The organism is Nocardia sp. NPDC057668, assembly GCF_042799795.1.
In the GTDB taxonomy this organism is placed as follows: domain Bacteria; phylum Actinomycetota; class Actinomycetes; order Mycobacteriales; family Mycobacteriaceae; genus Nocardia.
Genome location: NZ_JBHVIC010000007.1, coordinates 44,327 through 70,503, shown reverse-complemented (window position 1 = coordinate 70,503; position 26,177 = coordinate 44,327). Strand labels below are relative to the sequence as shown.

General features: G+C 68.0%; 15 protein-coding genes. 2 read left to right on the top strand and 13 right to left on the bottom strand.

Annotated elements, in window-relative coordinates; all coding sequences use genetic code 11:
* The first annotated feature begins 216 nt into the window (after positions 1-216).
* On the top strand, positions 217-3,543 hold the full coding sequence (locus tag ACFVBH_RS33665; protein ID WP_379007980.1) for an arabinosyltransferase domain-containing protein: 3,327 nt from the start codon (positions 217-219) through the stop codon (positions 3,541-3,543).
* A gap of 145 nt (positions 3,544-3,688) precedes the next feature.
* Positions 3,689-4,465: an alpha/beta hydrolase gene (locus ACFVBH_RS33660; RefSeq protein ID WP_354986490.1), complete on the top strand. Its 777-nt coding sequence runs from the start codon at positions 3,689-3,691 to the stop codon at positions 4,463-4,465.
* Between the two features lie 12 nt (positions 4,466-4,477).
* On the opposite strand, the gene ACFVBH_RS33655 is transcribed toward ACFVBH_RS33660, so the two are convergent.
* The 13 genes from ACFVBH_RS33655 to ACFVBH_RS33595 form a co-directional block, all read right to left on the bottom strand.
* On the bottom strand, positions 4,478-4,678 hold the full coding sequence (locus ACFVBH_RS33655) for a DUF5988 family protein (RefSeq protein ID WP_354986489.1): 201 nt from the start codon (positions 4,676-4,678) through the stop codon (positions 4,478-4,480).
* Positions 4,679-4,807: 129 nt separating this feature from the next.
* The gene (locus tag ACFVBH_RS33650) at positions 4,808-6,352 is read right to left on the bottom strand and encodes an acyl-CoA carboxylase subunit beta (protein ID WP_379007977.1); all 1,545 of its coding nucleotides are present in this window, start codon (positions 6,350-6,352) and stop codon (positions 4,808-4,810) included.
* A gap of 52 nt (positions 6,353-6,404) precedes the next feature.
* Positions 6,405-11,588 (bottom strand): polyketide synthase Pks13, encoded by a 5,184-nt coding sequence (pks13, locus tag ACFVBH_RS33645; protein WP_379007975.1) that lies wholly within the window; start codon positions 11,586-11,588, stop codon positions 6,405-6,407.
* 154 nt (positions 11,589-11,742) lie between these two features.
* On the bottom strand, positions 11,743-13,665 hold the full coding sequence (gene fadD32 / locus ACFVBH_RS33640) for a long-chain-fatty-acid--AMP ligase FadD32 (RefSeq protein WP_354986486.1): 1,923 nt from the start codon (positions 13,663-13,665) through the stop codon (positions 11,743-11,745).
* A 600-nt stretch (positions 13,666-14,265) separates the two neighbouring features.
* On the bottom strand, positions 14,266-15,237 hold the full coding sequence (locus ACFVBH_RS33635; RefSeq protein WP_354986485.1) for a cutinase family protein: 972 nt from the start codon (positions 15,235-15,237) through the stop codon (positions 14,266-14,268).
* Entirely contained in the window at positions 15,237-15,764 is a 528-nt protein-coding gene (locus ACFVBH_RS33630) for a DUF732 domain-containing protein (protein WP_354986484.1), read from the bottom strand. The genes ACFVBH_RS33635 and ACFVBH_RS33630 overlap by 1 nt, the downstream gene beginning before the upstream one ends.
* Before the next feature lie 139 nt (positions 15,765-15,903).
* A complete protein-coding gene (locus tag ACFVBH_RS33625) occupies positions 15,904-17,904 on the bottom strand; it encodes an alpha/beta hydrolase-fold protein (RefSeq protein WP_354986483.1) in 2,001 nt (666 codons plus the stop codon).
* Positions 17,905-18,116: 212 nt separating this feature from the next.
* Entirely contained in the window at positions 18,117-19,301 is a 1,185-nt protein-coding gene (locus tag ACFVBH_RS33620; RefSeq protein WP_379007970.1) for an alpha/beta hydrolase, read from the bottom strand.
* Between the two features lie 193 nt (positions 19,302-19,494).
* Complete coding sequence (locus ACFVBH_RS33615) at positions 19,495-20,823, bottom strand: alpha/beta hydrolase-fold protein (RefSeq protein ID WP_379007968.1); 1,329 nt, start codon at positions 20,821-20,823, stop codon at positions 19,495-19,497.
* A 151-nt stretch (positions 20,824-20,974) separates the two neighbouring features.
* On the bottom strand, positions 20,975-21,979 hold the full coding sequence (locus tag ACFVBH_RS33610; RefSeq protein ID WP_354986511.1) for an alpha/beta hydrolase family protein: 1,005 nt from the start codon (positions 21,977-21,979) through the stop codon (positions 20,975-20,977).
* 297 nt (positions 21,980-22,276) lie between these two features.
* Entirely contained in the window at positions 22,277-23,248 is a 972-nt protein-coding gene (locus ACFVBH_RS33605) for an alpha/beta hydrolase family protein (RefSeq protein WP_354986481.1), read from the bottom strand.
* 194 nt (positions 23,249-23,442) lie between these two features.
* Positions 23,443-24,489, bottom strand: a complete 1,047-nt coding sequence (locus ACFVBH_RS33600; RefSeq protein WP_354986480.1) for an alpha/beta hydrolase family protein — start codon at positions 24,487-24,489, stop codon at positions 23,443-23,445.
* A 243-nt stretch (positions 24,490-24,732) separates the two neighbouring features.
* Entirely contained in the window at positions 24,733-25,770 is a 1,038-nt protein-coding gene (locus ACFVBH_RS33595; RefSeq protein WP_379008714.1) for an alpha/beta hydrolase, read from the bottom strand.
* Positions 25,771-26,177: the final 407 nt, after the last annotated feature.

The window sequence follows — 26,177 nt, the reverse complement described above, 5'->3', positions numbered from 1 at the left end:
CGTCGCCACCACGAGTCCGGCGGGTGCGAAACACTGCCTGATCTGTTGAAATCGCCGAAGCTGCGGCTCGGACACCTGATCTCGCGAGATCGGGGTAACTCCCGGGGTACCACCAAAATCGTGTGCGGGCGAATCCGCACCACGCGTGCATGGCCGGTAGCGGCTCTCAGCCGGGCGCTAAGTATCCGGGGAGGCGGGACAGTACCATCAGCAACCGTGCCCGACGCCTCCGCTGTCCTGAGCAAACCCGCTACGCCGCCGCCTCCCACGGCGACGCCTCGCGACTACCGCACCGCGAAGCTGATAGCGATCGTCGCGGGCGTGCTGGGAGCGCTGTTCGCGCTCGCGACCCCGTTCCTGCCGGTGAAGCAGACGGTCGCGACGGTGCAGTGGCCGCAGCGCGGGACACTGGAGAGCATCGACGCCGCGCTCATGTCGCAGGTGCCGCTGGAACTGCGGGCCACCATTCCCTGCGCGGCGGTGAATCAGTTGGATCCGCGCGGCGGCATCCTGCTGGCAACCGCGCCGCCGCAGGGTAGCGGAGCGGACCTGCAGGGCTTGTTCGTCCGCGTGTCCGGCGAGAGCGTGGACGTGCTGGACCGCAACGCGGTCGTGGCAACCGCGCAGCGGTCGGAAATGGCGAACTGCACGCAGATCGTCATCACCTCCGACAACACCCAGACCTCCGCCGTCTTCGAGGGTTTGACCCGCACCGCGGAACGGGTCACCGCGAACGGCGGGCGCGAGAACGTCACCGTCCCCGTCGAGGGCCGCCTGCTCGGTGACCTGCGCCCCCAGGTGGTCGGCGTCTTCACCGACATGAAGGGTGATGTGCCGCAGGGCCTTTCCTTCTCCATGACGGTGGACTCGCGGTTCTCCTCAACCCCGACCCTGCTCAAGCTGGCCGCCATCGTCGCGGCCGTGCTGCTGACCCTGCTGTCGCTGGGCGCGCTGGCGGCACTGGACACCAGCGACGGCCGCGGGCACCGGCGCATCTTCCCCCGGCACTGGCTGAAGCCGACCTGGGCGGACGGCGGCATCATCGGCACGCTGCTGCTGTGGCATTTCGTGGGCGCCAACACCTCCGACGACGGCTACATCATGACCATGGTCCGGGCGGCGCCGCACGCGGGCTACATGGCCAACTACTTCCGCTGGTTCGGCGTCCCCGAGGCTCCGTTCGGCTGGTACTACTACGTCATCCAGGCGTTCTCCGAAATCTCCACGGCCAGCCCGGTCGTGCGCATTCCGGCGCTGCTGTGCGGCATCCTGTGCTGGCTGGTGATCAGCCGCGAGGTGGTGCCGCGCCTGGGCCGCGGCGTGGCGACCTCCAAGGTGGCGCTGTGGACCGGCGGCCTGGTCTTCCTGGCGTTCTGGCTGCCCTACTGCAACGGCCTGCGCTCGGAGCCGATCGTCGCGCTCGGCGCGCTGCTGACCTGGGTCTCCATCGAACGCGCCATCGCCACCGCGCGCCTGCTGCCCGCCGCCATCGCGGTGCTGGTCGCGGCGTTCACCCTGGCCGCCGCTCCGACCGGCCTCATGTGCGTCGCCGCGCTGCTCGCCGGCATCCGCCCGCTGGTCCACATCGTGGTGCGCAGGCACCGGCAGTTCGGCACCACAGCCCTGCTCGCACCCATCGCCGCGTCCGGCTTACTGGTGCTGGTGGTCGTTTTCGGCGATCAGACCTTCTCCGGAATCATGGAGGCCAACCGCGTCCGGCAGGCGATCGGCCCGAATCTGGCCTGGTACGAAGACTATCTGCGCTACTACTACCTGTTCGTGGAGACCGTCGACGGCTCGCTCGCGCGCCGCTTCGCCTTCCTGCTCATGATCCTGTGCCTGATCACCACGATGCTGGTGCTGCTGCGCCGGCGGCAGGTGCCGGGCATCGCCTCCGCGCCGACCTGGCGGCTCATGGGCGTGGTCTTCGGAACGATCTTCTTCATGATGTTCAACCCGACCAAGTGGACGCACCACTTCGGCGCGTACGCGGGCATCGCGGGCTCGCTGGCGGCGGTCACCGCGGTCGCGGTCTCGGCCACGGCGCTGCGCTCGCGCAAGAACCGGTCGGTGTTCCTGGCGGGCCTGCTGTTCACCCTGGCCGTGGCCTTCTCCGGCATCAACGGCTACTGGTACGTCTCGAGCTACGGCGTGCCCTGGTACGACAAGCGGGTCTCGCTCAGCGGCTACCAGTCCAACACCCTCATGCTCATGCTGTTCGGCCTGGCGCTGGCGCTGGTGGCCTGGCAGTCGCTGCGCGAGGGCTACGCCAAGCCGATGGCGAGCGGAAAGACCGCGCGCGGCAGGCGGGTTCGGCGCTTCGCGGCCATTCCGCTCACCGTCATCGCCGCGCTCATGGTGGCCTTCGAGGTGCTGTCGCTGGTCAAGGGCGCGGTGTCGCAGTACCCCGCGTACTCCCTGGCCCGCTCGAACTTCGATGCGGTGGGCGGCAATTCGTGCGGCCTGGCCAATGACGTGCTGGTGGAGACCGATGTCAACGGCGGCAACCTGACCCCGATCATCGATCCGGCCAACCCGCCGGTGAACAACGATCCGCTCGCCGGGGCGAACCCGATCGGCTTCTCCCCCAACGGCATTCCGGAGAAGATCAGCGCCGACAACGTCGAGGTGAAGCCGGGCACCGGCAACACCGACACCCAGACCATCGGTCCCGCCTTCGAAGAGGGCGAGAGCGCGGGCACCGCCGGCGGCAAGGGTGCCGAGGGCGTCAACGGCAGCACCGCGGCGCTGCCGTTCGGCCTCGATCCCGCCACCACCCCGGTCATGGGCAGCTACCAGGACGGCGTGCAGCAGCCCGCCGAGATGAAGTCCAGCTGGTACCAGCTGCCCGCGCGCTCGGATGACGCTCCGCTGGTGGTCATTTCGGCCGCGGGTCGCATCCTGTCCTTCGACGACACCGGCAACATGACCTACGGGCAGTCGCTGGTGGTCGAGTACGGCCACCGCGAGGCCGACGGCACCGTCACCGAGCTCGGCTCCTACCTGCCGCGCGACATCGGCCCGGCCCCGTCGTGGCGCAACCTGCGGGTGCCGTTCTCGGCGCTGCCGGAGAACGCGGACGCGGTGCGGATCAACGCCAAGGACCCGATCCTCATCGGCGATCAGTGGCTCGCCTTCACCGCGCCGCGCGTGCCCAAGCTGCAGACGCTCAACAGCTACATCGGTTCCACCCAGCCGGTGCTGCTGGACTGGGCGGTGGGCCTGCAGTTCCCGTGCCAGCGCCCGTTCGATCACCGCTACGGCGTGGCGGAGATGCCGAACTTCCGCATCCTGCCGGACCGCCCGCTGGCCATCAGCTCCACCAACACCTGGCAGGCGGCCGAGAACGGCGGCCCGCTGGGCTTCACCGAGATGCTGGCCAAGTCCAAGACGATCCCGACCTATCTGAACGAGGACTGGGATCGGGACTGGGGTTCGCTGGAGCAGTACGACCAGTACTACCCGGCCCAGCCCGCCGAGATCGAGACCTCGACGGCGACCCGCTCCGGCTTCTGGTCCCCGGGACAGCTCCGGGTCTCCTGACCCGCACGCCGATCCGATGAACGGCCGCCCGCGATCCGCGGGCGGCCGTTGTCGTTCCGCCCGCCCGGACCACCGTTTCACCCCTTCTCACCGGGGAAACCCACCCGTTGTGAGCACGGGCGGAACCTACCGGGAAGATATAGCCATGGTGAATATTCAACTCGGAGATGTAGCGACCTGGTACGACGTACACGGTGACGGCGAACCGGTGGTCCTGCTGCACGGCGGGTTCGTGGATTCACGCATGTTCGCCCCCGCCATGCCCGCGCTGGTCGGCCGTTTCCGCGTGTACACCACCGACCGCCGCGGTCACGGCCACACCCCGGACGTGGAGGGCCCGCTCACCTACGAGGTGATGGCGGAGGATCTCATCGCGTTCCTGGAGAAGGTGGTCGGCGAGCCCGCGCACCTGGTCGGGCACAGCGACGGCGCGAACGTGGCGATGCTGGTCGCGCTGCGCCGGCCGGACCTGGTCCGCAAGCTGGTGCTGATCAGCGGAAACTTCCACCACATCGGCGTATTGCCCGGCGTCATGGACGGATTCGAGGATCCGGACACGCAGAAGTATCTGGCCGGGCGCTACGGCGAGGTGTCCCCGCACGGCGAAACCCACTTCCCCGTCGTGGCCGCCAAGATGCTGGACATGGGCCGCACCGGCCCGACCCTGGCCCCCGAGGATCTGCGCGACATCCCGCACCGCACCCTGGTCATGTCCGGCGACGACGACGCCGTCGCACTCGAACACACCATCGCGCTGTACCGGGCGATCCCCGATTCCGAACTCTCCATCATCCCCGCGACCTCGCATCTGCTGGTCATGGAGAAGCCGGGGCAGGTCTACGCGGAGATCGCGGACTTCCTCGGCAACGATCCGGCCCCGACGCGGCAGCCCATCCGCCGCGCCGAACCGGCGCATCGGTAGTCCCGGCGGCGCTCAGCCCGGGATGTGGGCCACCCACTCGTAGACCGGGAGGCTCCCCTCGGGAGTGTCCTCCCAGCGCGGGGTCACCTTGAACCGCTCGTAGCCGCCGCCGAACGCCACCCGCAACTCGATTCCCGGCGGCGTAATGGGCACGATGCGGTGATCGAGCCCGTCAGGTCCGCCTTCGAGCAATGCCTTAGGTGAGCTACTCATAGCTGAAGGCTCTCACATGCGGGTCACCCGACCAATCGATTCGCCCCAATCGGCGAGCCGCAAATCGGACACATCTCGCACCCCCGGACGACCCCGTTCCACTCCGATCCGAACGGCGACGGCCTCGGATCAGAGCGGAAGAAGATGGTGTTTGCGCGGGTTACGAGCGACGGTTTTGTCGCGCAGTAGCTGCAACGCCTTACGAATTTCCAGGCGGGTGTCGGCCGGGTCGATGACCGCGTCGATGTAGCCGCGCTCGGCCGCGACCCAGGGGGTGGCGATCGTGGCGTTGTAGAAGGCGATCATCTGCCGGCGCATCGCCGCGCGCTGCTCCTCGGGGGCGGCCTCCAGCGACTTCGCGCCGATCAGGCTGACCGCGCTCTCCGCGCCCATGACCGCGATGCGGGCGGTCGGCCACGCCAGGTTCACGTCCGCGCCGAGCTGCTTGGATCCCATCACGGCGTAGCCGCCGCCGTAGGACTTGCGGATCACCACCGTCACCTTGGGCACGGTCGCCTCGACGAACGCGAAGATGAATCGCCCGCCGCGCTTGATGACGCCGATCTTCTCCTGCTCCACGCCGGGCAGGAAGCCGGGGGTGTCGACCACGAAAACCAAAGGGATCTCGTACGCGTCGCAGAGCCGGACGAAGTGCGCGGCCTTGTCCGAGGCGCGCGCGTCCAGGGCGCCGGCGTAGACCAGCGGCTGATTGGCGACCACGCCGATGCTGCGCCCGTCCACCCGGGCGAAGCCGCAGATGACATTCCGGGCCGCGGAGTCGCCGAACTCGTGGAATTCACCGTCGTCGAAGATCCGGATCAGGATGTCGTACATGTCGTAACCGGCGTTGTCGGCATCGGGCACGATGGCGTTCAATTCCCGATCGGACTCCGTAATGTCCGGCTCCAGGCCAGGATTCACGATCGGCGGCAATTCCTGGCAACTCGACGGCAGGTAGCCCAGGTACTGGCGCACCCATTCGAAGGCGGCCAGTTCGTCCTTCGCGACATGGTGGATGTTGCCGTACTCGGCCTGGCTGCGCGCCCCGCCCAGTTCCTCGAGACTCACGTCCTCACCGGTGACCTCGCGAATCACCTTGGGACCGGTCACGAACATGTACGCGGCCTCGGTGGCCACGACGATATCGGTGTTGATCGGCGCGTAGACCGCGCCGCCCGCGCAGCTGCCCAGGATCATGGAGATCTGCGGCACCAGGCCCGACAGCGGTTCCTGCCGGCGGCCGAGTTCGGCGTACCAGGCCAGCGAGGTCACCGCCTCCTGCACGCGCGCACCGCCGGAGTCGTTGATGCCGACCACCGGGCAGCCCACCTTGGCGGCGAACTCCATGATGCCGGCCACCTTGCGGCCGAACATCTCCCCGACCGAACCGCCGTACACGGTCTGGTCGTGGGAGAACACCGCCACCGGGCGGCCCTCGACGAGACCGTGACCGGTGACGACGCCGTCACCGTACAGCGCGTCCTTGTCGCCCGGATTGCGAACCAGCGCACCGATTTCCACGAAGGTACCGGGGTCCAGCAGCATGTTGATCCGGTCGCGAGCGGAAGGGATGTGCTTGCGCTCGCGCTTGGCGATCCCCGCGGCACCCGCCGGTTCCCTCGCGACTTCCAACTTCCGTCGCAGGTCAGCGAGTTTCTCGGCGGTAGTGCTCACAGGACTCCCTTCGGTAGAAACCTACTTTCGCAGAACCCGTTTCGCAGCGCGGCTATTTCGGCGTCGTGTCGACGGCCCCCAATTTCTTGGTCAGATCGGCGCCGATGGTCGCGATGCGCGGCTCGTCCACGATATCGATGTGGTCGCCGGGGATGTGAATGACCTCCAGATTCGGGATGTGCTCGTCCCAGCCGCCGTTGGGCAGGCGCTCCCCGAAACGTGGCTCCAGCTCGATGATTCCGTCGTGGTAGCGGTCCGCGAGGTAGAGCACCACGTGGCCGTCGTAGTGCTGCGGCGAGATGCGCTGCAGTTCACCGCTGTCGATGTACGAGCTGCGCTGGTGTTCGAGCACGCCGCCCGGAATGTCCACACCCGCGAACTTCACCAGTTCCAGCACGATGTCGATCTGCTCGGCGTCCGTGGCCGCGGCCAGCTCCTCGAGCTGCTCGTCGTCCAGTTCGCCCTCGAAGCCGTAGGTCTTCTTGGCGAACGCCTGGAAACGCCGGACCCGGTTCACCCGCTCCTCCGGGGTGTCCAGGTGCGGCTGCGACGGCAGCGCGACATCGATCAGGCCGACCTCGCGCACGTCCGCGCCTTCGGCGCGCATGAGCTCGGCGACCTTCAGCGCGAACACGCCGCCCAGCGACCAGCCGTACAGGAAGTACGGGCCCTCCGGCTGCCGCTTGCGGATCTCCGGAATGTACTGGCGCGCACGCTCTTCGATGGAGCCCTCGACGCGTTCGAAACCGTACATCGGGGTGCCCGCGGGCAGGCGCTTGAGCAGCGGCTCGTACACGAGGGTGTTGCCGCCCGAGGCGTGGAAGACGAAGACCGGCACCGCGGTGGAACCGGCCTCCTTCGCGCGCAGGGTGCGGACGAAGCCCTCGACGTCGTCGCCGTGCTCCTGGTAGGTGGCCACCAGATCGGCCAGCTTCTCGATGGTCTTGCAGGCCCGCACCTCATCCGCGCTGACCTGGTTCTTGACCCGCTCCGAGAGCCGGGCCACCAGCTTGTCCATGGTGGCGTCGTCCAGCTCGGGCAGCGGGTTGAAGATGCCGCCCGCGGACTTGCCGGTGGCCAGCGCCCAGGTGCCGTACGCCAGGCGCTCGGCGCCGTTGCGCGGGGGCACGTTGTCCTTGTCGGTCTCCCCGACCGGCGGCGCGGACTCGAAATCGGCTGCGGTAGTAGTGGATTCGGCCTCGGCCACGATCTCGGTGGCCTCGGCGATCACGTCCGCGGCCTCGGCGTCGAGCCGGTCGGCCGCGGTCGGCAGCACCGCGAGCGGATCGGTGCCCGCCGCCATGGCCGCGCGCGCGGCGGCGACCAGATCGCCGTCGACCGAGATGTCCTCGCCCGCGGCCTGGCGCGCGGCGATGTCGGCCAGCTCCTCGCGGTGCTCGATGGCGTAGCGCAGCACCTTGCCGACCTCGAGCAGGCTGGCATCGCGCACCGCCTGCAATTGCAGCTGCGGAATATCGAATTCGTATTCCACGCGGTTCTTGATGCGCATGGCCATGAGCGAGTCCAGGCCCAGTTCCATGAGCGGGATCTCCATGGGCAGATCCTCGACGGCGTAGCCCATGGACTCCGCGACGATGATCGCCAGGCGCTGCTCGATGGTCTGCTTGCCGTTGGGATCCCAGCGATCGCCGGTCGCCTCGATGACCTCGACCTCGGCCGCCGGGGCGGCGGCCGGGGCCGCGACCGGCTGTGCCACCACCGATTCCGGCAGCGGCGCGCCGGAGGTGACGACGGCGTCGAAGAGCGCGGTGAAGGCGGCGCCCTGCTTGGCATGCACCGCCACCGACGCGCCGCCCAGGTGCGGGGTCAGCGTGGTGGTCAGGGTGCCGGTGGCCGGAATCGCGGCGTGCGCCACGGTCGCGCCCACGCTCACCGCCGAAAGCACCTGTGCGGCGGCGGCATTCACCAGCGCGACCAGGTCGGTGACGGCCGGGGCCTGCACCTCCCAGACGTGCCGGCCGTCCGGCAGCGCGACGTGCGCGCCCGGAATCCGGCCCGCGCCCGAGTCGCCGCCGGTCAGCGCGACCCTGGGCCAGTACTGCTTCCGGACGAACGCGGTACGCGGCACCGGCGCGTACGCGCCCGCGGGCAGCAGCGACGGCAGATCCACCGCGTGGCCCTGCACGTACAGCTGCGCCAGCGCCGAGATGACCGCGGCGGACTCGTCTTCCTTGCGCTTGAGCGTGGGGATCAGCGCGGCGTTGTGCACGCCCGCGGCGAACGTGGTGCCCAGCACCTGCATGAGCGCCACCGAGTTCGGCGCCAGCTCCAGGTAGGTGGTGATGCCCGAGTTCACCGCCTGCGCGATGGCGTTGGTGAAGTACACCGAGCCGCGCATGTTGGTGACCCAGTAGTCCACGTCGTGCACCGGCGGGTTGCCCGCCCGGTAGACGCTCTCCTTGTGGACGGTGGAGTACAGATCGTGCTTCAGCGCGGTCGGCTCCAGACCGGCCAGCTCGGCGGCCAGTTCGCCGAGCAGCATGTCCATCTGCGAGGTGTGGCCCGCGCCGCGGGTCTGCAGCACGCGCGCGAACTTGCCCTCGGCCTCGGCGCGCGCCACGATCGCGTGCACCTGATCCGGCGGGCCGCCGATGACGGTGTTGGTGGGCGCGGCGTAGACCGCGACCTCGATGTCCGGGTAGTCCACCAGGATCTCGGCGATGGCCTCGGCCGAGTACTCGACCAGCGCCATGTTGCGCACCTGGTCGTCGGTGATCATGGCTTCGCCCTCGGCCATCAGCCGCGAGCGGGCGCAGATGACGCGGACCGCGTCCTCCAGGGTCAGACCGCCGGAGATGTACGCGCCCGCGACCTCGCCCTGCGAATGACCCACGATGCCCGCGGGTTCCGCGCCGTGCGCGCGCAGCACCGCGTTCAGGCCGAGCTGGATGGTGAAGGTGCCGACCTGGCCGGTGCCGATGTCCCAATCCTGCTCGTCGTCCAGGATCATCTCGCGCACCGAGTACCCGGCCTCGTCCAGCACGTACTCGTCGACCTCGTCGACGGTCCTGCGGAAGATCGAATTCTCGTTGTAGAGCTGTTTACCCATCTTGCGGTGCTGGGCGCCGAAACCGGCCATGACCCACAGCGCACCGCGCGCGGCGGGCGCGTCGGCGGTGTAGACGCCGGTGCCCGGCTTGCCCTCGGCGATGGCGCGCAGACCGGCGACGGCCTCCTCGTGCGTCTTGGCCACCACCACGCCGCGCGAACGGCCGTGGTTGCGCTTGGCCAGCGACCGCGCCACATCCGCGAGCGGAGTCGCCTGTCCCGCTTCGCTTTCCAGCCAGTCGGCCAGATCGGTGGCGGCACGGCGGCGGCGCGAGGGCAGGTACGCCGAGACCGGCAGGATCAGCGGCAACGGCTCGTCGCGGTCGGCCCATTCCGGTTCCGGCGCGGCGGCCTCGGCGGTGATGTGCTCGGCCTCGGAGATGACGTCGGTGTTCTCGTTGTCGAGATCGACCGGCGCGGGCGCGGCGGCGTCGGTGGCCGGGGCGACAGGGGTCTTGACGTACTCCTGGATGACCACGTGCGCGTTGGTACCACCGAAACCGAAGCCGGAGACGCCGACCGTGGCCTTGCCGCTGTAGCGCGGGAACTCGGTCGGATCGGCGACGACCTTCAGGCGGGCCTGGTCCCACGGAATGTAGGGGTTCGGGCCCGCGAAGTTGACACTCGGCGGGATGACATTGTGCTGCAACGCCATGATGATCTTGGCGAGGCTGGCCGCGCCGGCACCGGACTCCAGGTGACCGAAGTTGGACTTGACCGAACCCAGCAGCGCGGGCTTGTCGTCATCACGACCTCGACCGATTACCCGGCCCAGTGCATCGGCTTCGATCGGGTCGCCCAGCAGAGTTCCCGTGCCGTGCGCCTCGATGTAGTCGACGCTCGACGGCGCGATTCCCGCGTCACGGTAAGCCCGGCGCAGTACCTCGGCCTGCGCGTCCGGGTTCGGTGCGAGCATGCCGTTGGAACGGCCGTCATTGTTGACCGCCGAACCCTTGATGACCGCATAGATGGTGTCGCCGTCGCGTTCGGCGTCCGCCAGGCGCTTGAGCACCACCAGCGCACCGCCTTCGGCGCGGACGAAACCATCGGCGTCCGAGGAGAATGCTTTGAGACGACCGTCTTTGGCCACCGCGCCATTGGCGTCGAAACCGAGGGTCGCCATCGGCGCCACCAATGCGTTCACGCCGCCGGCCAGGGCCAGATCGGCTTCGCCGCTGCGCAGCGCGCGCACCGCGTCGTGCACCGCGACCAGCGAGGACGAGCACGCGGTGTCGATGGCCACCGACGGGCCGCGGAAGTCGAAGAAGTACGAGGTGCGGTTGGCGATGATCGACGAAACCGAGCCCATGATGCCGTAGGCCTCGGCCGAGAGCGGGGTCTTGTCCTGCTCGGTGTTGCCGACGCTCATGGCGGCGATGAGCATGAACTCGTTGCCCGAGGAGCCGACGTAGACGCCGACGGCCTCGCCCTTGAGGGTGTTCGCCGGGATCCTGGCGTGCTCCAGCGCTTCCCAGGTGAGTTCCATGGTGAGCCGCTGCTGCGGATCCATGCGCTCCACCTCGACCGGCGAGGTGGCGAAGAATTCGGCGTCGAAGCCCTTGATGACCTCTTGATCGAGGTAGCCGCCCTTGGTGTTCGCGTTCGCGACGGCCTCGGCCGCGCGCGGGTCGGACAGGAACTCCGACCAGCGGCCTTCGGGTAGGTCGCGGATGCCGTCACCGCGATTGATGAGGAAATCCCAGGTGGATTCTGGTGTTTCGCCCGCACCCGGCAGGCGGGTGGACAGCCCGACGATGGCGATGTCGTGCGCCTCGTCCGGGGTGTACCCCGCGGTGTAGAACGAGTCGTCGGCCGATTCGGCCGGAAGGTCCGGTTCCCCGTTGATGATTCGCTCCGCGAGCGAGGCGATCGTGGGGTGCTGGTAGACGATCGTGGCGTTGAGGATGACGCCCGTCAGCTCCTCGATGTCACCGCCGAGCGCGAGCGCGTCCCGCGACGCCAGGCCGAATTCCTCCATGGGGCGATCCACGGTGATCTGCTCGAGCGGCTGCCCGGTCGCGTCGGCGACCCATTTGCGCAACCATTCCCGCAACTCCGCCACCGTCATATCGGCGCCGGTGGGAGCCGCTTTCACGGCCGCGTCAGCGGGCGCAGCCGGAGCATTATCGGTCATCTGGGTGGGGGCCGTGCCCTCGTTCTCAGCCATCAGTTCCTCAAGCTACCTGTCTGCTTACGGTGTGCGGCGGTGTATCGGCGGGGAGTGTCCATGTGCAACAGCGGGCCGCTGCGAAGCGGCGGGCTTCAAGCATGAGTGGCGCGGACCACACCGGTCCGCGCCACTCCACGTTAGATGGTCCCGCTCACTCCTCGTCGGGAGCATCGGGGAAGGCCTGCTGCGTGTAACCGCCACGCAGTGTGCCCTCCAGGTAGGCCGCCTTGCAGGCGGCGCGCGCGATCTTGCCGCTGGATGTGCGCGGAATCGAGCCCGCGGGCACCAGCAGAATGTCCCGCGCGGTCACGCCGTGCCGCGTCGAGAGCGCACCGCGCACCGCGTCCGCGATCGGCTGCGGATCGGCCTTGCCGGCGCCCGGGCCGCGCTCGGCCACGATGACCAGCTGCTCGGAACCGTTGTCCGGATCGTAGGGCAGACCCGAATGGCTCTCCGCCGCAAACACTTCGGCGGGCAGCTGATTGGCCGGCACCGAGAACGCGGCGATGAAGCCGGCCCGCAGCTGGGTGGAGGCCTCCTGCGCGGAGAACTCCAGATCCTGCGGGTAGTGGTTGCGGCCGTCCACGATCACCAGGTCCTTGACGCGACCGGTGATGTAGAGCTCGCCGTCCACGTACACGCCGTAGTCGCCGGTGCGCAGCCAATTGCCGTCGACCGGAACGCCTTCGGCGTGCGAGCCCTCGGCGACCCGGTTGACGATCCGGTTCCGGAAGGTCTTCTGGGTCTCCTCGGCGCGACCCCAGTAGCCGATGCCGACGTTGTTGCCGTGCAGCCAGATCTCGCCGACCCGGCCCTCGGGCAGCTCGGTCGCGCCCTCGGGGGAATCGAGCGAGGCCGGATCCACGATGGCGCCCCACTGCGAGACCGCCACGTAGCCGCAGGAGACCTGGGCGATCGAGTTCGGCGTGCCGTGCTCGACCTTCACGATCCGGCCGGCGTTGAGCTCGGTGCGGTCCACGTAGATGACCTTGGCCTCGTCCTCGTGCCGGGTGGCCGAGACGAACAGGGTGGCCTCGGCCATGCCGTAGCAGGGCTTGATGGCCGTCTTGGGCAGGCCGTACGGGGCGAACGCCTCGTTGAACTTCTTCATCGACCCGGTGGTCACCGGCTCCGAGCCGTTGATCAGGCCGAGCACGTTGGACAGGTCCAGCGATTCACCGGCCTTGGGCACGGCGCGCGCGGCGGCGTGCTCGAACGCGAAGTTCGGTGCGGCGGCGAAGGTTCCGGCGCCGTCGGAGACGGCGGCCAGTTCCTGGATCCAGCGCGAGGGGCGGCGCACGAACGCCGACGGCGACATGATGGTGATGTACTTGCCGCCGACCGCGGGCAGGATCACCGTGAGCAGGCCCATGTCGTGGTACAGCGGCAGCCAGGTGACGCCGCGCGAGTTCCAGTTCAGGTCCAGCGCGTTCACCATCTGCAGCACGTTGGTGCCGACGCCACGATGGGTGATCTCCACACCCGCCGGGGTGCGTGTCGAACCCGAGGTGTACTGCAGGTAGGCGATATCGTCGATCGCGATATCGGGGCGAACCCAGGATTCGCCCACACTGTCCGGGATCGCGTCCACGGCGATGATGCGGGGACGCTGGGCCGCGGGCAGCGCACGGAAGAACTGGCGTACACCGGCGGCCGAGGAGCTGGCCGTCAGGATCGCCGCGGGCGTGCAGTCACCGAGCACCGCGTGCAGGCGATCGGTGTGGCCCGGCTCGTCCGGATCGAACAGCGGCACCGAGATGGTGCCCGCGTAGATCGCCGCGAAGAAGGAGATGACGTAATCCAGCCCCTGCGGGGCCAGGATCGCGACCCGATCACCGCGCTTGGTCACCTGCTGCAGTCGAGCGGCCACCGCGCGCAGCCGAGTGCCGAACTGACTCCAGGTGAGGTCCTGGTACACGCCGTCGCGCTCACGGGAGTAGTCGATGTAGCGGTAAGCCAGATCGTTCGCGTCATTCCCGGCTGTGTGCTTCTCGACGTAGTCGACGAGGGTGCGCCCCTCGGGAATCGTGATGTTCCCCGTTTCGTCGAGGTAATCGTCGAAAGTCTCGTCCATTCCTTCTTCTCCTCCGAGGCACACGCGACATGGGCGGCGACGATGCCGCTGTTGCCTGTGTGGGGCCCCGACTTTTCGCCCGCGGGGAGCTCTTGCGAGAGCCGACCTGCAGAATTCTGTTGCGGTCTGCGCGGTGACCGTCTATTGGCTAGATGTACTCAAACCAGGGTCATGTTACAGAGCGGCCACCCTGCCATGCTCCGGAGCGGCCAAACATATCCCAGCTCACTCGGCATCCGCACACGGGATCACCGGCGCGAATGTCGATGTTTGGGTGGGCGATGTTCACACACGATGGCATCGATGTGAGTTGCCGCACCCGGCGGACCCGGGCGACGGTCCCGGCTGATGTGCCGACCGCCACAGCCGGCGAAGACAGAGGAGTTGCACACGCTGAACACCTTCGGGCGAGTCCCGGCGTCGGCGTGTCCTCCATTTTCTCCCAGCCCGGAGCGGTCGCCGTAGGCGGTACGGCGGCGACTGCTCTCATGAACACCTGCTCCTGGCTGGCCGGATTGTGCTGCGGCACCGCGCAAGCCAGGCACCGCAATCTCGAGCACTCTACAACGTGACCCCGAAACTAGGGGGTCGGTCAGTAAGTCAGGAATGTGCGGGATGCGGAGCTTTCTCGATCAGGCCCGTTGCCCAGTCGACGGTCCAGGTCGTGGCGGTGGTGCCGTTGGCGTCCACGACGAATCCCGCGTAGAGGCTGTGCACCGGGTTGCCCGCGGCTTTCACCAGCGTGCCGACGCTGGCCATGATGTTCAGCGGGTTCAATGCCTGCTTGGGTGCGTCGCAGATGAGATCGCCCGGGGAGCACATGGTGAACGAGCGATCGGCCAGCGCACCGAAGCCCGCGCGCGGGCCGGTCATGGTGATGCCCGGGACGTTCAGGCCGCGCAGGGCGACCTCCGCGCCGACCCCGGGGGGCGAGACGCCGATCTCGGTGGGTTGTCCGGCCCCCTGATCACGCCGCCCGTCCGCGATGACGGTCACGCCCAGCACCTTGTCCGCCGGGACCGGTCCGTCGCCCGCGCCGATCTGGGCGGCGATGTCGCCCGCGATGACCGCGCCCTGGGAGAAGCCGACGATCACGTAGCTGGTGAGCGGGCACGCCGCGTACGTCTCGGCCAGCTTCTCGGTGGCCTTGCGGGTGCCCTCGGACCGCGAGTTGTTGTAGGACTGCTGACCGTCCGGTGGCAGCGCGACGGGATTGGAGAACTGCGCCACGTACGGGACGGTGTAGACCTCCAGCCGGTTGTCCGGGAACTTCGCCCGGACCGGGTTGGAGATGTTGAGCATGAGCGACGCCGGATTCGCGGACGGGTTGTACGGGTCGTCGGTGCTGCTGGACTCCCACGTACCGGGCACCGACAGGAACAGCACGTCCGGGCAGCTCTCGGGCTGCGAGGTCGGCGGCGTCGGGCCGGGGGGCGTGGGTCCGGGCACCTTCAACCGGCCCGCGAGCAGGTACCACAGCAGCAGCACCACGATGATGACGATCACGATCGCGGCGATGAGCAGCAGGCAACCCGCCGGGGCGGACCGGCGTCCGGAACGGCGTCGCGACATCACTTGTCGCAGTAGTTGGCGGAGGCGACTTCGTAGTAGATCTTGCCCGCCTGCTCGACCGACATCTTCGACTCGTCGAAGCCGGGATCGGAGCCCGCGATGGCGGTCACGTAGGTGATGATCTGGTCCTCGGGCGCGCCCTGGGCCTTGCCCTGGCACACCAGGTTGCCCGCGGTGAGCGCGATGTCGGAGGCGGCGGGGTTGATCCCGCGCTTCTTGAGCTCGTCGAGGAAGGTCTTGTCGCGGTCCGCGAGCGGGGCCGAATTGCTCGGGGTGGTGATGAACTCGCTCGGCACCGGCTTGGGCCGCTCGACCACCGTGCTGGAGGGCTCGCCGCCGGGCGCGGGCGCGGCCTCGGAGCCGGGGGTCTCGGCGCCGGGCGTGGTGGCCGCGGTGGTCTTGGCCGTGGTCGGGGTCAGAGTGGGCGTGCTCGTCGCCGTCGAATCGTTGTCACCACAGGCGGCGAGCAGTCCGGTGGCGGCGAAAGCGAGAACGACGCCGAGAACCTTGCCACGGGTCCGATGCATTTATTCGTTTCCTTGATCTGTCTGCGGGCACCAGGTCGGCCCCCACATTAGCGGCGACCTCTGCCGACGTCGCTGACTCGGAGCCGAACCTCATGCACTTCTAAGAGAAAATATGCCCGCCGCACCCCGCCCCAACAGGTCAGTTGGGGCGTACCTCCGGGCCGAGGGCCGGAATCGGGAGGGGAAAGCCCTCTGCCGCTTCCAGCCCGGGCGGCTCGGTCGTGGTGGGCGCGGCCGCCGGCCCGGGCCCGGTCGCCGGCGCGGGCTGATCCGCGCGTGCCGGGCCGGCGCCCGGCAGCGCTTCGGGTCCGGCCGGATCGGGCTTGGCCACCACCGGCTTGGTGTCGACCGGCCCGCCCACGGGACGCCCGTCCAGCGAGAAGACCTGCGCGCGGTCACCCTGCACCAGAATCGAACCACCCTGGAAGGCCTGCTGAGCGCCCGCGGCCGTCACGCCCTCCTCGCCGATCGGGAAGCCGAGCGGACCGTTCTCGAATCCCTGTGCGCCCCAGGCCTGCATGATCGGGCCGTTGCGCACGCCCCATGCTCCCGACAGCGGACTCCAGTAGATGTTGCCGCCCTCGAAGGCGACATAGCGGCCGAGATCGCGCAGTCCCTGCTCGGCGCCCATCGGGAAGCCGAAAGCACTGTTCTCGAAACCGATCTGGGCGTACCTGCCCAGGATCAGGCCCTGCAGCAGGTGCGCGCCGGTCTTGGCGCTGAAGTACATGGGCCCGTGTTCGAAGCCCTGCACCACGCCGTCCCGGTTCGGGGTGCGCTGTTCGGGGCCGTTCGGATAACCGGCCGGGCCGCCCTCGAAACCCTGCCTGCCCCACTCGTCCAGGATCGCGCCGCGCACCATCTGCGCGCCGGTCTGCGGGGTCCAGTAGATGGATCCGCTCTGGAAGCCCTGGAAGCGGCCGCGGCCGTCGGGCAGCACTTGCTCACCGCCGGTGGGGAATCCGAGCCCGCTGCCGGCGCCGTTCAGACCGGCGAAGGTGCCGCTGATGGCGCCCCCGACGACCTGCGCCCCGGTTGCCGGGGAGAAGTAGACCTGCCCGTTGCGGAAATCCTGTGCGACGCCGTTGGCGACCGGGTACTCCGGGGTCAGGCAGTCGCCGAGCCAGTTGTTGGCCTGTGCCGCACCGGCTATCGCACCGCCGAGCTTGCAGTCGGTGGCGGTGCCGTCCACGCCGAGCGAGGCCGCGATGTCCGACCAGGACTGGCGCATCTCGAAGTCCCAGTAGGGCCAGGTGTGCGTGCCCGAGGGGCGGTAGCTCACCTGCACCGGGATATTCAGCTTGTGCAGCTTGGACACGAAGTTCTGGGAACTCAAGCGGGACAGCACTTCCAGGCCCACGCCCGCGTAATTGCTGGTGAGACCCGGAATGTCGGACGGCGGATCGGAGGCCCCGGCGGTGCCACTGCCACTCGAGATGTAGAGCCCGACGCCCTTGAGCTGGTCGGCGATCTCGTAGGGGTCGTGCGCTTTCCACTCCGGGCTGCTCGGCGGGCCGAACATGGCGTTGGAGTCGAAGCCGCCGGAATCCTTCATCGCGAAGTTGACCATCTGCGGCATGCCGAGGGTGGTCAGCGTGAGGAAACCGGAGTACGACGAGGCGTGCCGGACCCAGCCGGGATTGCGCGCGGCCAGCATCATGGCCGCGGTGCCGCCCATCGAGAGCCCGGACACCGCACGGGCATTGGTGGCGCGCCACTGGCTTTCCAGCAGCGGCGGCAGTTCCTTGGTGAGGAAGGTTTCCCACTTGTAGTTGTGCCCGTTGTCCGGTTGCAGCCAGTCGGTGTAGAAGCTGGACTGACCGCCGATCGGCAGCACCACGGTGACGTTCTTGTCGGCGAAGAAGCCCGCCGCGCCCGCCTCCTTGGTCCAGCCGTTCTCCTCGTTGGTGGCACGCAGGCCGTCCAGCATGAACATGACCGGGAATTTGGCGTCCGGGCGGGAGCGCCAATCACGGGCCAGCAGTAGCTGAACCTGGACGGGTGTGCCGGAGGCGGGCGAATTCACCCACAGTGCCACCCGGCGATCACCCAGCCACACGACTTTCTGGACCGTCGCCGGACCCGTAGCGGCGGGGGCCTCGGGTTCGGCAGTGGCCGGACCCAGCCCCGTGAAAGTCACCGCGACCAGTGAAGAAATCAAGGTCGCGGCTATTGCCGCCCAGCGTCGGCGCGCTCGCTTCGTCCCACGAACAACTCCAACCACACAAGTGTTGTACCCCTGATTTCCGCGAGAGCTGGGGAGGACGCGCGGAAATCAGGAGCGTTCAGCAAACGACCGGTTTTCTTTGACCGATTCTCGGAATGGCTCGGTCGGTCGTTTCCCGTATGCGCCTACACCCCCAGGGCGGCGAGGATGTCCGGGCGCGCGGTGGCGAGCTGGTCCTGCCAATAGCCCCAGGAATGGGTGCCCTTGGCCGGACTGTGAAAGTTCGCGTCGATGCCGAGCTGCTTGAGCCGGGACATGAACGCGACCGTGTTGACCATCGACAGCGCTTCCAGCGCAATGGCGTTGACCGTGTTGAAAGCGGTCTGGCCCTCGCGGTTGTCGTACGGTCCCGGAATGCCCGAGGCTGCCGAGACGTACATGGGCAGCCCGCGCAGCTGCGGCGCGAACACGAACGGATCCATCCGCAGCCACGCCGGGCTCCACGGCCAGGCCATGGAATCGACGTTGAAGCGGCCCGCGTCGAGCATGGCCAGGCGAATCGCCTCGCGCATCCCGGGCGCGGAGATGTTGAGGTAGCCCGAGAACGACGACGCGTGCTTGAACTGATCCCGGTGGTAGGCCGCCAGGGCCAGCGCCGCCGAACCGCCCATGGACAGACCGGCCACCGCGTTGCGGGTCCGCGAGACGCCGTGCTGCTCCAGGAAAGCAGGCAGCTCGTCGCTGAGGAAGGTCTCCCACTTGTAGGTGAACTTCTGACCGTTGGTGCCCGAGGGCGCGCGCCAGTCGGAGTACCAGCTCGACTGGCCGCCGACCGGCATCACCAGCGTCACATCGTCATCGATGAACTGACGCATCGCGTTGGTCTCGAAGGACCAGGCGTTGAAATCGTCCCGCGCGCGCAGACCGTCGAGCAGGTACAGCGCGGCGTCGCCGCCGCGCGCCGCCCACTGCACCTGGACCTTCACCGGGCCCATGCTCGAGGGCACCATGAATTCCTGGAAGCGCGGGCGCGCCGGCGGTTCCGGGGCGGCCGGGGGCGCCGGATCGCCCGCGGCGGCCGGATTCGGTGCGGCGGCGGGCGCCGCGGCGGCCGGGTCGGCGGCGGGTTTGGGGTCGGCGGGTTTCGGATCGGCCGCGGGCGCGGCCTCGGCGGCCGGGGCCGGATCGGCCGCTGGCTTCGGGTCGGCCTCCGGCTTCGGGTCGGCGGCCGGCTCCGCACCGCCGTCGGGTGCGCGCAGCAGGGGGGCGGGGGCGGCCGAGGCCGAACCCGAGATACCCGGCAGCGCAGCGACTCCCGGTAAGACCGTCGCCCCGGGCAGGACCACCGCGGCGGCCGCCACCGTCAGCACGCGTCGCCACTGACGCGTCTTCGCGAGGGGAACCGAGTCGAGCTCTCGAACCGAACGTGGGCATGACGCGCCCTGTGCTGCCATCAGAATTGTGCTCCTGAACCGCAAGGGGGGAACGACACCAAACGTGACTGGCGTCACGGACATCGGAGCACATTACCGGTGCATACCCGGTTGCTGGCAAGTATCTCGTTCAGCTGGCGTGTATTTCGGCCTTTCCCTCCCGGAAGAGGATGTAGCCGCGCTGGAAGTCCTGCCGTGCGCCGCCCGGAATGGGAGTTTCGTCGCTTATTGGAAAACCAAGCGTTCCACCGGATCCCGCCGCGCCCTGGTACGCGCCGCCGATCGACCCGCCCACCGCGTGCGCCCCGCCGGCTGCGGACCAGAACACGCGACCGCCCCGGAAATCCTGTGCCGCGCCCCCGGCCAGCGCGAACTCCCGTGTCACGCATCCGCCCAGCCAGTCCTTCGACTGTGCCACGGGTGCAATGGCGCCGGCGGCCGCGCAGTCCGGCGCGCCCGCGTCGACGCCGAGCGCGGTCGCGGCCTGCGGCCAGGACTGCCGCATCTCGAAATCCCAATACGGCCAGGAATGTGTTCCGGAAGGCCGGTAATTCACTTGAATGGGAATGCTCAATTTATTGAGCTTTGCTACGAATAGCTGAGCCGAGAATCGCGCCAGCACTTCGAGGGCCATTCCCGTCCAGTCGGTACTCACCCCGGGAATTCCGTGCGGTATGTCGCGGCGCCCGGCGAGCCCGCTACCGCTGGAGACGTACAGGCTCACGCCCTTGAGGCGCTCGGCCAGGGCGTAGGGATCGTGCGCGGCCCACTCCCCGTCGGTGGCCGGCCCCCACATGTTCTCCGAGTCGTAGCCGCCCGCCTCGCCCATGGTGTACCGGATCGCCTGCGGCATACCGAGAGTGGTCGTGGTCAGCACGCCGGACAGCGATCCGGCGAAGCGCACGAAGCCCGGATTGCGGCTCGCCAGGGTCATGGCGGCGCTGCCGCCCATGGACGCGCCCAGGATGCCGCGCACGCCGCTGGTGCGCCACGAGCGCTCCAGCAGCGGCGGCAGTTCCTTGGTGAGGAAGGTTTCCCACCGATATGTCTTGCCGCGGTCGGGTCTTCGCCAGTTGGTGTACCAGCTCGATTGCCCGCCCACCGGCAGGACGACCGTGATGTTCTTGTCCGCGTAGAACTTCTGCGCACCGGCCGTCTTGGTCCAGCCGCTCTCGTCGTCACCCGCCCAGCGCCCGTCGAGCAGGAACAGTGCCGGAAACCGGCTGTCCGGCTGCAGATTCCAATCGCGCGCCAGCAGCAGCTGTACCTGCACTCGATCGCCCATCGCGGGCGAGTCGACCCACAGCGCGACCCGTCTATCGCTCAGCCACACCACATTTCGCACCGCGGGCGCGGCCGGCTCCGCGACCGCCGCACCCCCCGTCACCAGGACCGACGCGGCTACCGCGAGCGCGATCAGACCACCGCGCCCGCGTCTCCCCCATCCACCACATGCCACACGTGTCACAGTAGGTTTCTACCGCGCCAACGCCTTTCGCGGGAATCTCCGAGATCCTCGTGACAACGAACACACGGGCGGAATCACCGCCGGACACAAAAAACCGGCCACCCTCGCGAGAGGATGGCCGGTCTTTCGAGAGCGAGTGCGCTCAGGAGTTCAGCGACTGCAGGATGAGCGGCCGCGCCTTCCAGAGCTCGGCTTCCCAGTTCTTCCAGGTGTGCGTGCCCGCGGCCGGGAAGTCGTAGGTCGCCTGGATGCCCAGCGAGTTCAAGCGCTGCTGGAACAGGCGGGTGGTGACCATCGAGATCGCCTCGATGCCCATGGCGTTCGCGGTGTTGAACGCGCCGATGGCCGAGTTCGGCGCCTCGGTCGGCAGACCGCTGGCGGCCGAGATGTACATCGGCAGACCCTTGAGCTGCGGCGCGAAGACCGCGGGGTCCATCCGCAGCCACGCGGGGCTCCACGGGGCGGCGAGGGAGTCCACGTTGAAGCGGCCCGCGTCCAGCATCATGACGCGAATGGCTTCGCGCATGCCGGGAGCGTTCCAGTTCAGCGGACCGGAGAACGAGGACGCGTGCTTGAACTGACCGCGGTTGAACGCGGCCAGGCGCAGCGCGGCCGGGCCGGACATCGACAGACCCACAACCGCGTTGTTGGTCTTCGAAACGCCATATCCGGCAAGGAAGTTCGGGAGCTCCTTGGTGAGGAAGGTCTCCCACTTGTAGGTGTACTTCTGGCCGTTCGTGTTGCTCGCCGAAGTCCAGTCCGCGTACCAGCTGGACTGACCGCCGACCGGCATCACCAGGGTCACATCGTCGTTCTCGAACTGCTGCATCGCGTTCGTCTCGAACGACCAGGCGTTCTTGTCGTCACGCGCGCGCAGACCGTCGAGAAGGTAGATGGCCGAGGAACCGCCGTTGCGGGCCCACTGCACCTGGACCTTGATCGGTCCCATGCTGGAGGGAACCATCAGTTCTTCGAAGCCGCCCGCGGGGGTGCGGTGCACGGGGCCGAAGGCGGGGGCGGCCAGAGCGACAGCGGGAGTCGCCACTGCCGCGGCGGTCGGGATTGCCAGTGCCGCGGCGCCCGCAGCCAGAAGTCGTGCGCCCCAACCACGATGAGCACCACGTCCTGACTGGACTCCACCCGGCATGGCAGACCTGCCGAAACGCATGGATACTGCTCCTTCTCTACTGCTGTAGTTCAGTTGTTTCGCACACGCGCATGGCGAAGCCACATAGATGTGTGCGATCAAGGCTCACCAAGGCCCACTACGAATCCCGACGCTTCGAGTGGGCCCGGCGCTACCACGGTCCGGTAACTTGCGCTCGCTGGAGGGTATTCGACATTCCGATCCCTTGGCAAGGTGATGCTAATTCCGGCCGTAATCGTGCGGTGACCTTATCGCGAATCGGACGTGATGTCGCGGCAACCGGGAAATCCCTATGCCTCAGCCGATGTTGGCGCTCAAGTCCGGCAGCATCTTGAAGACCTGGTCCTGCCAGTAGTGCCAGGAGTGCACGCCGTCCGGCGTGTAGTCGAACACCGCGTTGCTCGGCCCGAGCGAGTCCATACGGGCTTGGAATGCACGGGTATTCGCGAGTGCGACGCTCTCCAGACCGGAGGCATTGGTGACATTGAAGGCGTCCAGCGGGGAGCGCACCGCGTCGCGCGGGCCGGGCACACCGTTTCCGGAGGAGATCCACAGCCGGGTGCCATTGTCACGCAGGCGCGAGGCGAAGACGAAAGGATCATGGCGCAACCACAATTCGCTCCACGGCGGTCCCCACATGGAATCGATGTTGTAGCCGCCGGCGTCGAGCAGCGCCAGCCGCAGCGCCTCGCGCATGCCGGGCGCGGAGATGTTCAGGTATCCGGAATAAGATGCGGCGTAACGGAATTGGTCGGGGTGGTAGGCGGCCAGCACGAGTGCGGCGCTGCCTCCCATGGAGAGGCCGAAGACCCCGTTGCCGTTCGGATTGAAACCCAGCCGGGACGCGAGCGCATTGCGCAGATCGCGGGTCAGGAAGGTCTCCCAGGCGTAGGGAGCGGACTGGCCGTTCGTATTGCTCGCCGAGATCCAGTCGGAGTAGAAGCTGGACTGGCCGCCGATCGGCATCACCACGTTGATGTTCCAGGCGGGCAGCACCTTCGAGATGTCGGTGTCGATCTCCCAGCCGGAGAGGTCGTTTCTGGCTCTCAAGCCATCGAGCGCGTAGACGACGCGCTGGGTGTTGCCGTCGTGCGCGCGGAAGATGCGTGACTTGATCGGCCCCATGCTGGAGTCGACCCAGAAGTCCTGCCCGGCGGGGTCGAAGGCGGCGGCCGCGGGTGCGGCTCCCCCGCTCAGCGCGCTCGCCCACGGTAGGACCAGGGCCACTGCGAGACCCGCCACCACATTGCGTATCCGAACAGACCGCATCCACTCGCCTTTCAGGCATCGATGACCATGACGAATTGCAGAAGCTCTGTGCCGCTCCGGCTTCTCTATAGGCGCATATTCGGAGCCGAGGACCGGGGAAACGCACCCGGATGCGGAATCGTGATCCGCCGGGATCGGAGTACGGCGAAGGCCCTCACCCTCCGGGGGCGGGGGCCTTCGCGCACCTGCGATCGCTATCCGATATTCGCCGAGAGATCCGGGATCATCCGGTAGGCCTCTTCCTGCCAATTCGTCCAGGCGTGCAGACCCTGGGGCGGGAAGGAATAGACCACATTCTGGGCGCCGAGGAAGTTCATCTGCGCCTGAAATGCCCGAGTATTGGCCAGCGCCAGAACTTCCAGGGGCGAACCTCGTACCAGCCGATCGGCGGCGGCCCCGAGGGGGATGGCCAGATCCGCGTCCATCGGGGTGCCACTGCCCGCTGCGATCCACAGCCGGGTGTTGTTGGCAATGAGGGTGGGGGCGAAGACGAACGGGTCCATATGGAACCACTGGGGCCCCCAGGGCGGGGCCATCGAGTCGACGTTGTACCCGCCGGCATCGATCATGGCGATGCGGATGAGTTCACGCATGGCCGGGGCCGAGATGTTGAGATAGCCGGAGAAGGCGCCGGCGAAACTGAATTGATCGGGGTGATAGGCCGCGAGCGTCAGGGCCGCGGAGCCACCCATGGAGAGGCCGAAAACACCGTTTCTGTTGGGATTGAACCCGAGCCGATCCTTCAGCGCCCATCTCAGCTGATTGGTCAGGAAGGTTTCCCAGTCGTATCTGTAGCTCTTGCCCGGTCCCGCGCCCAGCGCCTCGGTCGCGCCCGAGCCGGTGTTCGCGGCCGAGGAGCCCGCGCCCGCCGGCACTCCGAAGAACGAACTCGGTGCGGCCCAGTCCGCGTAGAAACTCGACTGCCCACCCACCGGCATGACGACATTGATATTCCAACTGGTCAGCACCTGGGCGACATTGGTGTCGTTCTCCCAGCCGCTGATGGTCTCCGGGGCTCTCTGGCCGTCGAGCGCGTAGACCACCCTGTTGGTATTGCCGTCCGCCGCTCTGAAGATGCGCGACTTGATCGGTCCCATGACCGGCGAATCGACCCAGAAGTCGAATCCGGCGGGGTCGAAAGCCGCGGTGGCGGGCGCGGTTCCGATCACCGTCACCCCCAGTGGCAGGAGCAGCGCTGTCGCTATCCCCAGCACCAACCTTCTTACGCCCGTACTTCGCATCGACCTAGCCCTCTCGTTGGAGCAGAACCGAGCTTTCCAAGACTGATCTTCTTCGATACACGGCGCTTATCGGGCGATCGACTCGGCGTGTTAGGCCGGAGTCGTGCGCTGGAACCGAACCGAGACCGCTGACCTGGGGCGAATCCGAAACGACGGGCGCGAGAAATTGGTGCGGGCTTTCCGGAAACGGCGAAGGCCCCCGCCCGGAAAGGGCGGGGCCTCGAATGGCCGAGCGAGAACGAATCAGCCGATGTTGTTCGACAGGTCCGGAATCATGCGGTAGACCTCGGCGGCCCAGTTGTTCCAGTTGTGCACACCGGTGCCCGGGAAGTCGTAGGTCACGTTCCCGGCGCCGATGGAGGCCATCCGGACCTGGAAGGCCCGGGTGTTGGCCAGCGCGAGCGCCTCGAGCGGCATGCCCTGGATGACCGACATGACGCCGGAGACGTCACCCGGACCCGGGATGGCGCTCGCCGCGGAGATCCACAGGCGAGTGTTGTTGTCCTTGAGGCGCGGTGCGAAGACGAAGGGGTCCATGCGCAGCCAGGCCGGGCTCCACGGCAGCGCCATGGAGTCGATGTTGTAGCCGCCGGCGTCGATCATGGCCAGGCGCAGGGCCTCGCGCATGCCGGGCGCGGAGACGTTCAGGTAGCCGGAGAACGAGCCGGCGTAGCTGAACTGGTCCGGGTTGTAGGCGGCCAGGGTCAGCGCGGCCGAACCGCCCATGGACAGGCCGAACACGCCGTTGCGGGTGGTGCTGAAGCCGAGCCGATCGCGCAGCGCGTTGCGCAGGTCGCGGGTCAGGAAGGTCTCCCAGGTGTAGCGGTAGCTCTTGCCCGGGCCGCCGGCCATGAGCTGGAACGCGCCCGAACCCGAGGAGGAGCCCGCGCCCGAGCCGGTGCCCGAACCCGAGGAAGACAGCGAGCCCGAGCCGGTGCCGGCCTCGACGCCCAGGAAGGTGCTGGGGGCGACCCAGTCGGCGTAGAAGCTGGATTCGCCGCCGACCGGCATGACCACGTTGATGTTCGCGGCGGTCAGCGCCCGCGCCACATCGGTGTCGTTCTCCCAGCCGTTCAGGTCGGTGCGGGCCCGCATGCCGTCCAGCGCGTAGACCACGCGGGAGGTGTTGCCGTCGGCCGCACGGAAGATGCGGGACTTGATCGGACCCATTCCGGTGGAGGAGTCCACCCAGAAGTCGAACGCGGAGGGGTCGAAGGCCGCGTTGGCCGCACCCGCTCCCACACCTGCCACCGACACCCCGAACGGCAGCAGCAGTGCCATCGACACCCCGAGTACCGACTTCTTCACCCAACCGCCGCTCGATCTCCGACGTCTATCCTGCTCGCCTCGCATATTCCGTACGGCCTTTCGCTTCTGTTCGTGTCCACGGCGTCTTCGCGGCCGCTGTGGGCGTCTCGGGCACCCTATCGTGTGACGGCTAACTGAGCGTTATCAGAAAGAGACAGATGTGATGGGGGCCACGCACGGGGGCGTTTGTGGCCCGAACCCGCTGGTCAATACAACGTAGAGAACAAAACCGTGATCTCGGAAACACCGTCACCACCGGCCACCACCGGCATCGCACATCCCTCGCACATCACCGGCAACCTGCCGGTTATGCGTGATCAGCATGGTGAAACCCCACGATCCGAAGATCGTGGGACGGTGTCGGTTTCGGCCGGGCAACC

Excerpts from the sequence above, each read along its gene's own strand:
- pks13 (WP_379007975.1), bottom strand. The coding sequence starts at position 11,588 with ATGGCTGAGAACGAGGGCACGGCCCCCACCCAGATGACCGATAATGCT.
- ACFVBH_RS33635 (WP_354986485.1), bottom strand. The coding sequence starts at position 15,237 with ATGTCGCGACGCCGTTCCGGACGCCGGTCCGCCCCGGCGGGTTGCCTG.
- fadD32 (WP_354986486.1), bottom strand. The coding sequence starts at position 13,665 with ATGGACGAGACTTTCGACGATTACCTCGACGAAACGGGGAACATCACG.
- ACFVBH_RS33630 (WP_354986484.1), bottom strand. The coding sequence starts at position 15,764 with ATGCATCGGACCCGTGGCAAGGTTCTCGGCGTCGTTCTCGCTTTCGCC.
- ACFVBH_RS33655 (WP_354986489.1), bottom strand. The coding sequence starts at position 4,678 with ATGAGTAGCTCACCTAAGGCATTGCTCGAAGGCGGACCTGACGGGCTC.
- ACFVBH_RS33600 (WP_354986480.1), bottom strand. The coding sequence starts at position 24,489 with ATGCGAAGTACGGGCGTAAGAAGGTTGGTGCTGGGGATAGCGACAGCG.
- ACFVBH_RS33605 (WP_354986481.1), bottom strand. The coding sequence starts at position 23,248 with ATGCGGTCTGTTCGGATACGCAATGTGGTGGCGGGTCTCGCAGTGGCC.
- ACFVBH_RS33660 (WP_354986490.1), top strand. The coding sequence starts at position 3,689 with ATGGTGAATATTCAACTCGGAGATGTAGCGACCTGGTACGACGTACAC.
- ACFVBH_RS33595 (WP_379008714.1), bottom strand. The coding sequence starts at position 25,770 with ATGGCACTGCTGCTGCCGTTCGGGGTGTCGGTGGCAGGTGTGGGAGCG.
- ACFVBH_RS33610 (WP_354986511.1), bottom strand. The coding sequence starts at position 21,979 with ATGCCGGGTGGAGTCCAGTCAGGACGTGGTGCTCATCGTGGTTGGGGC.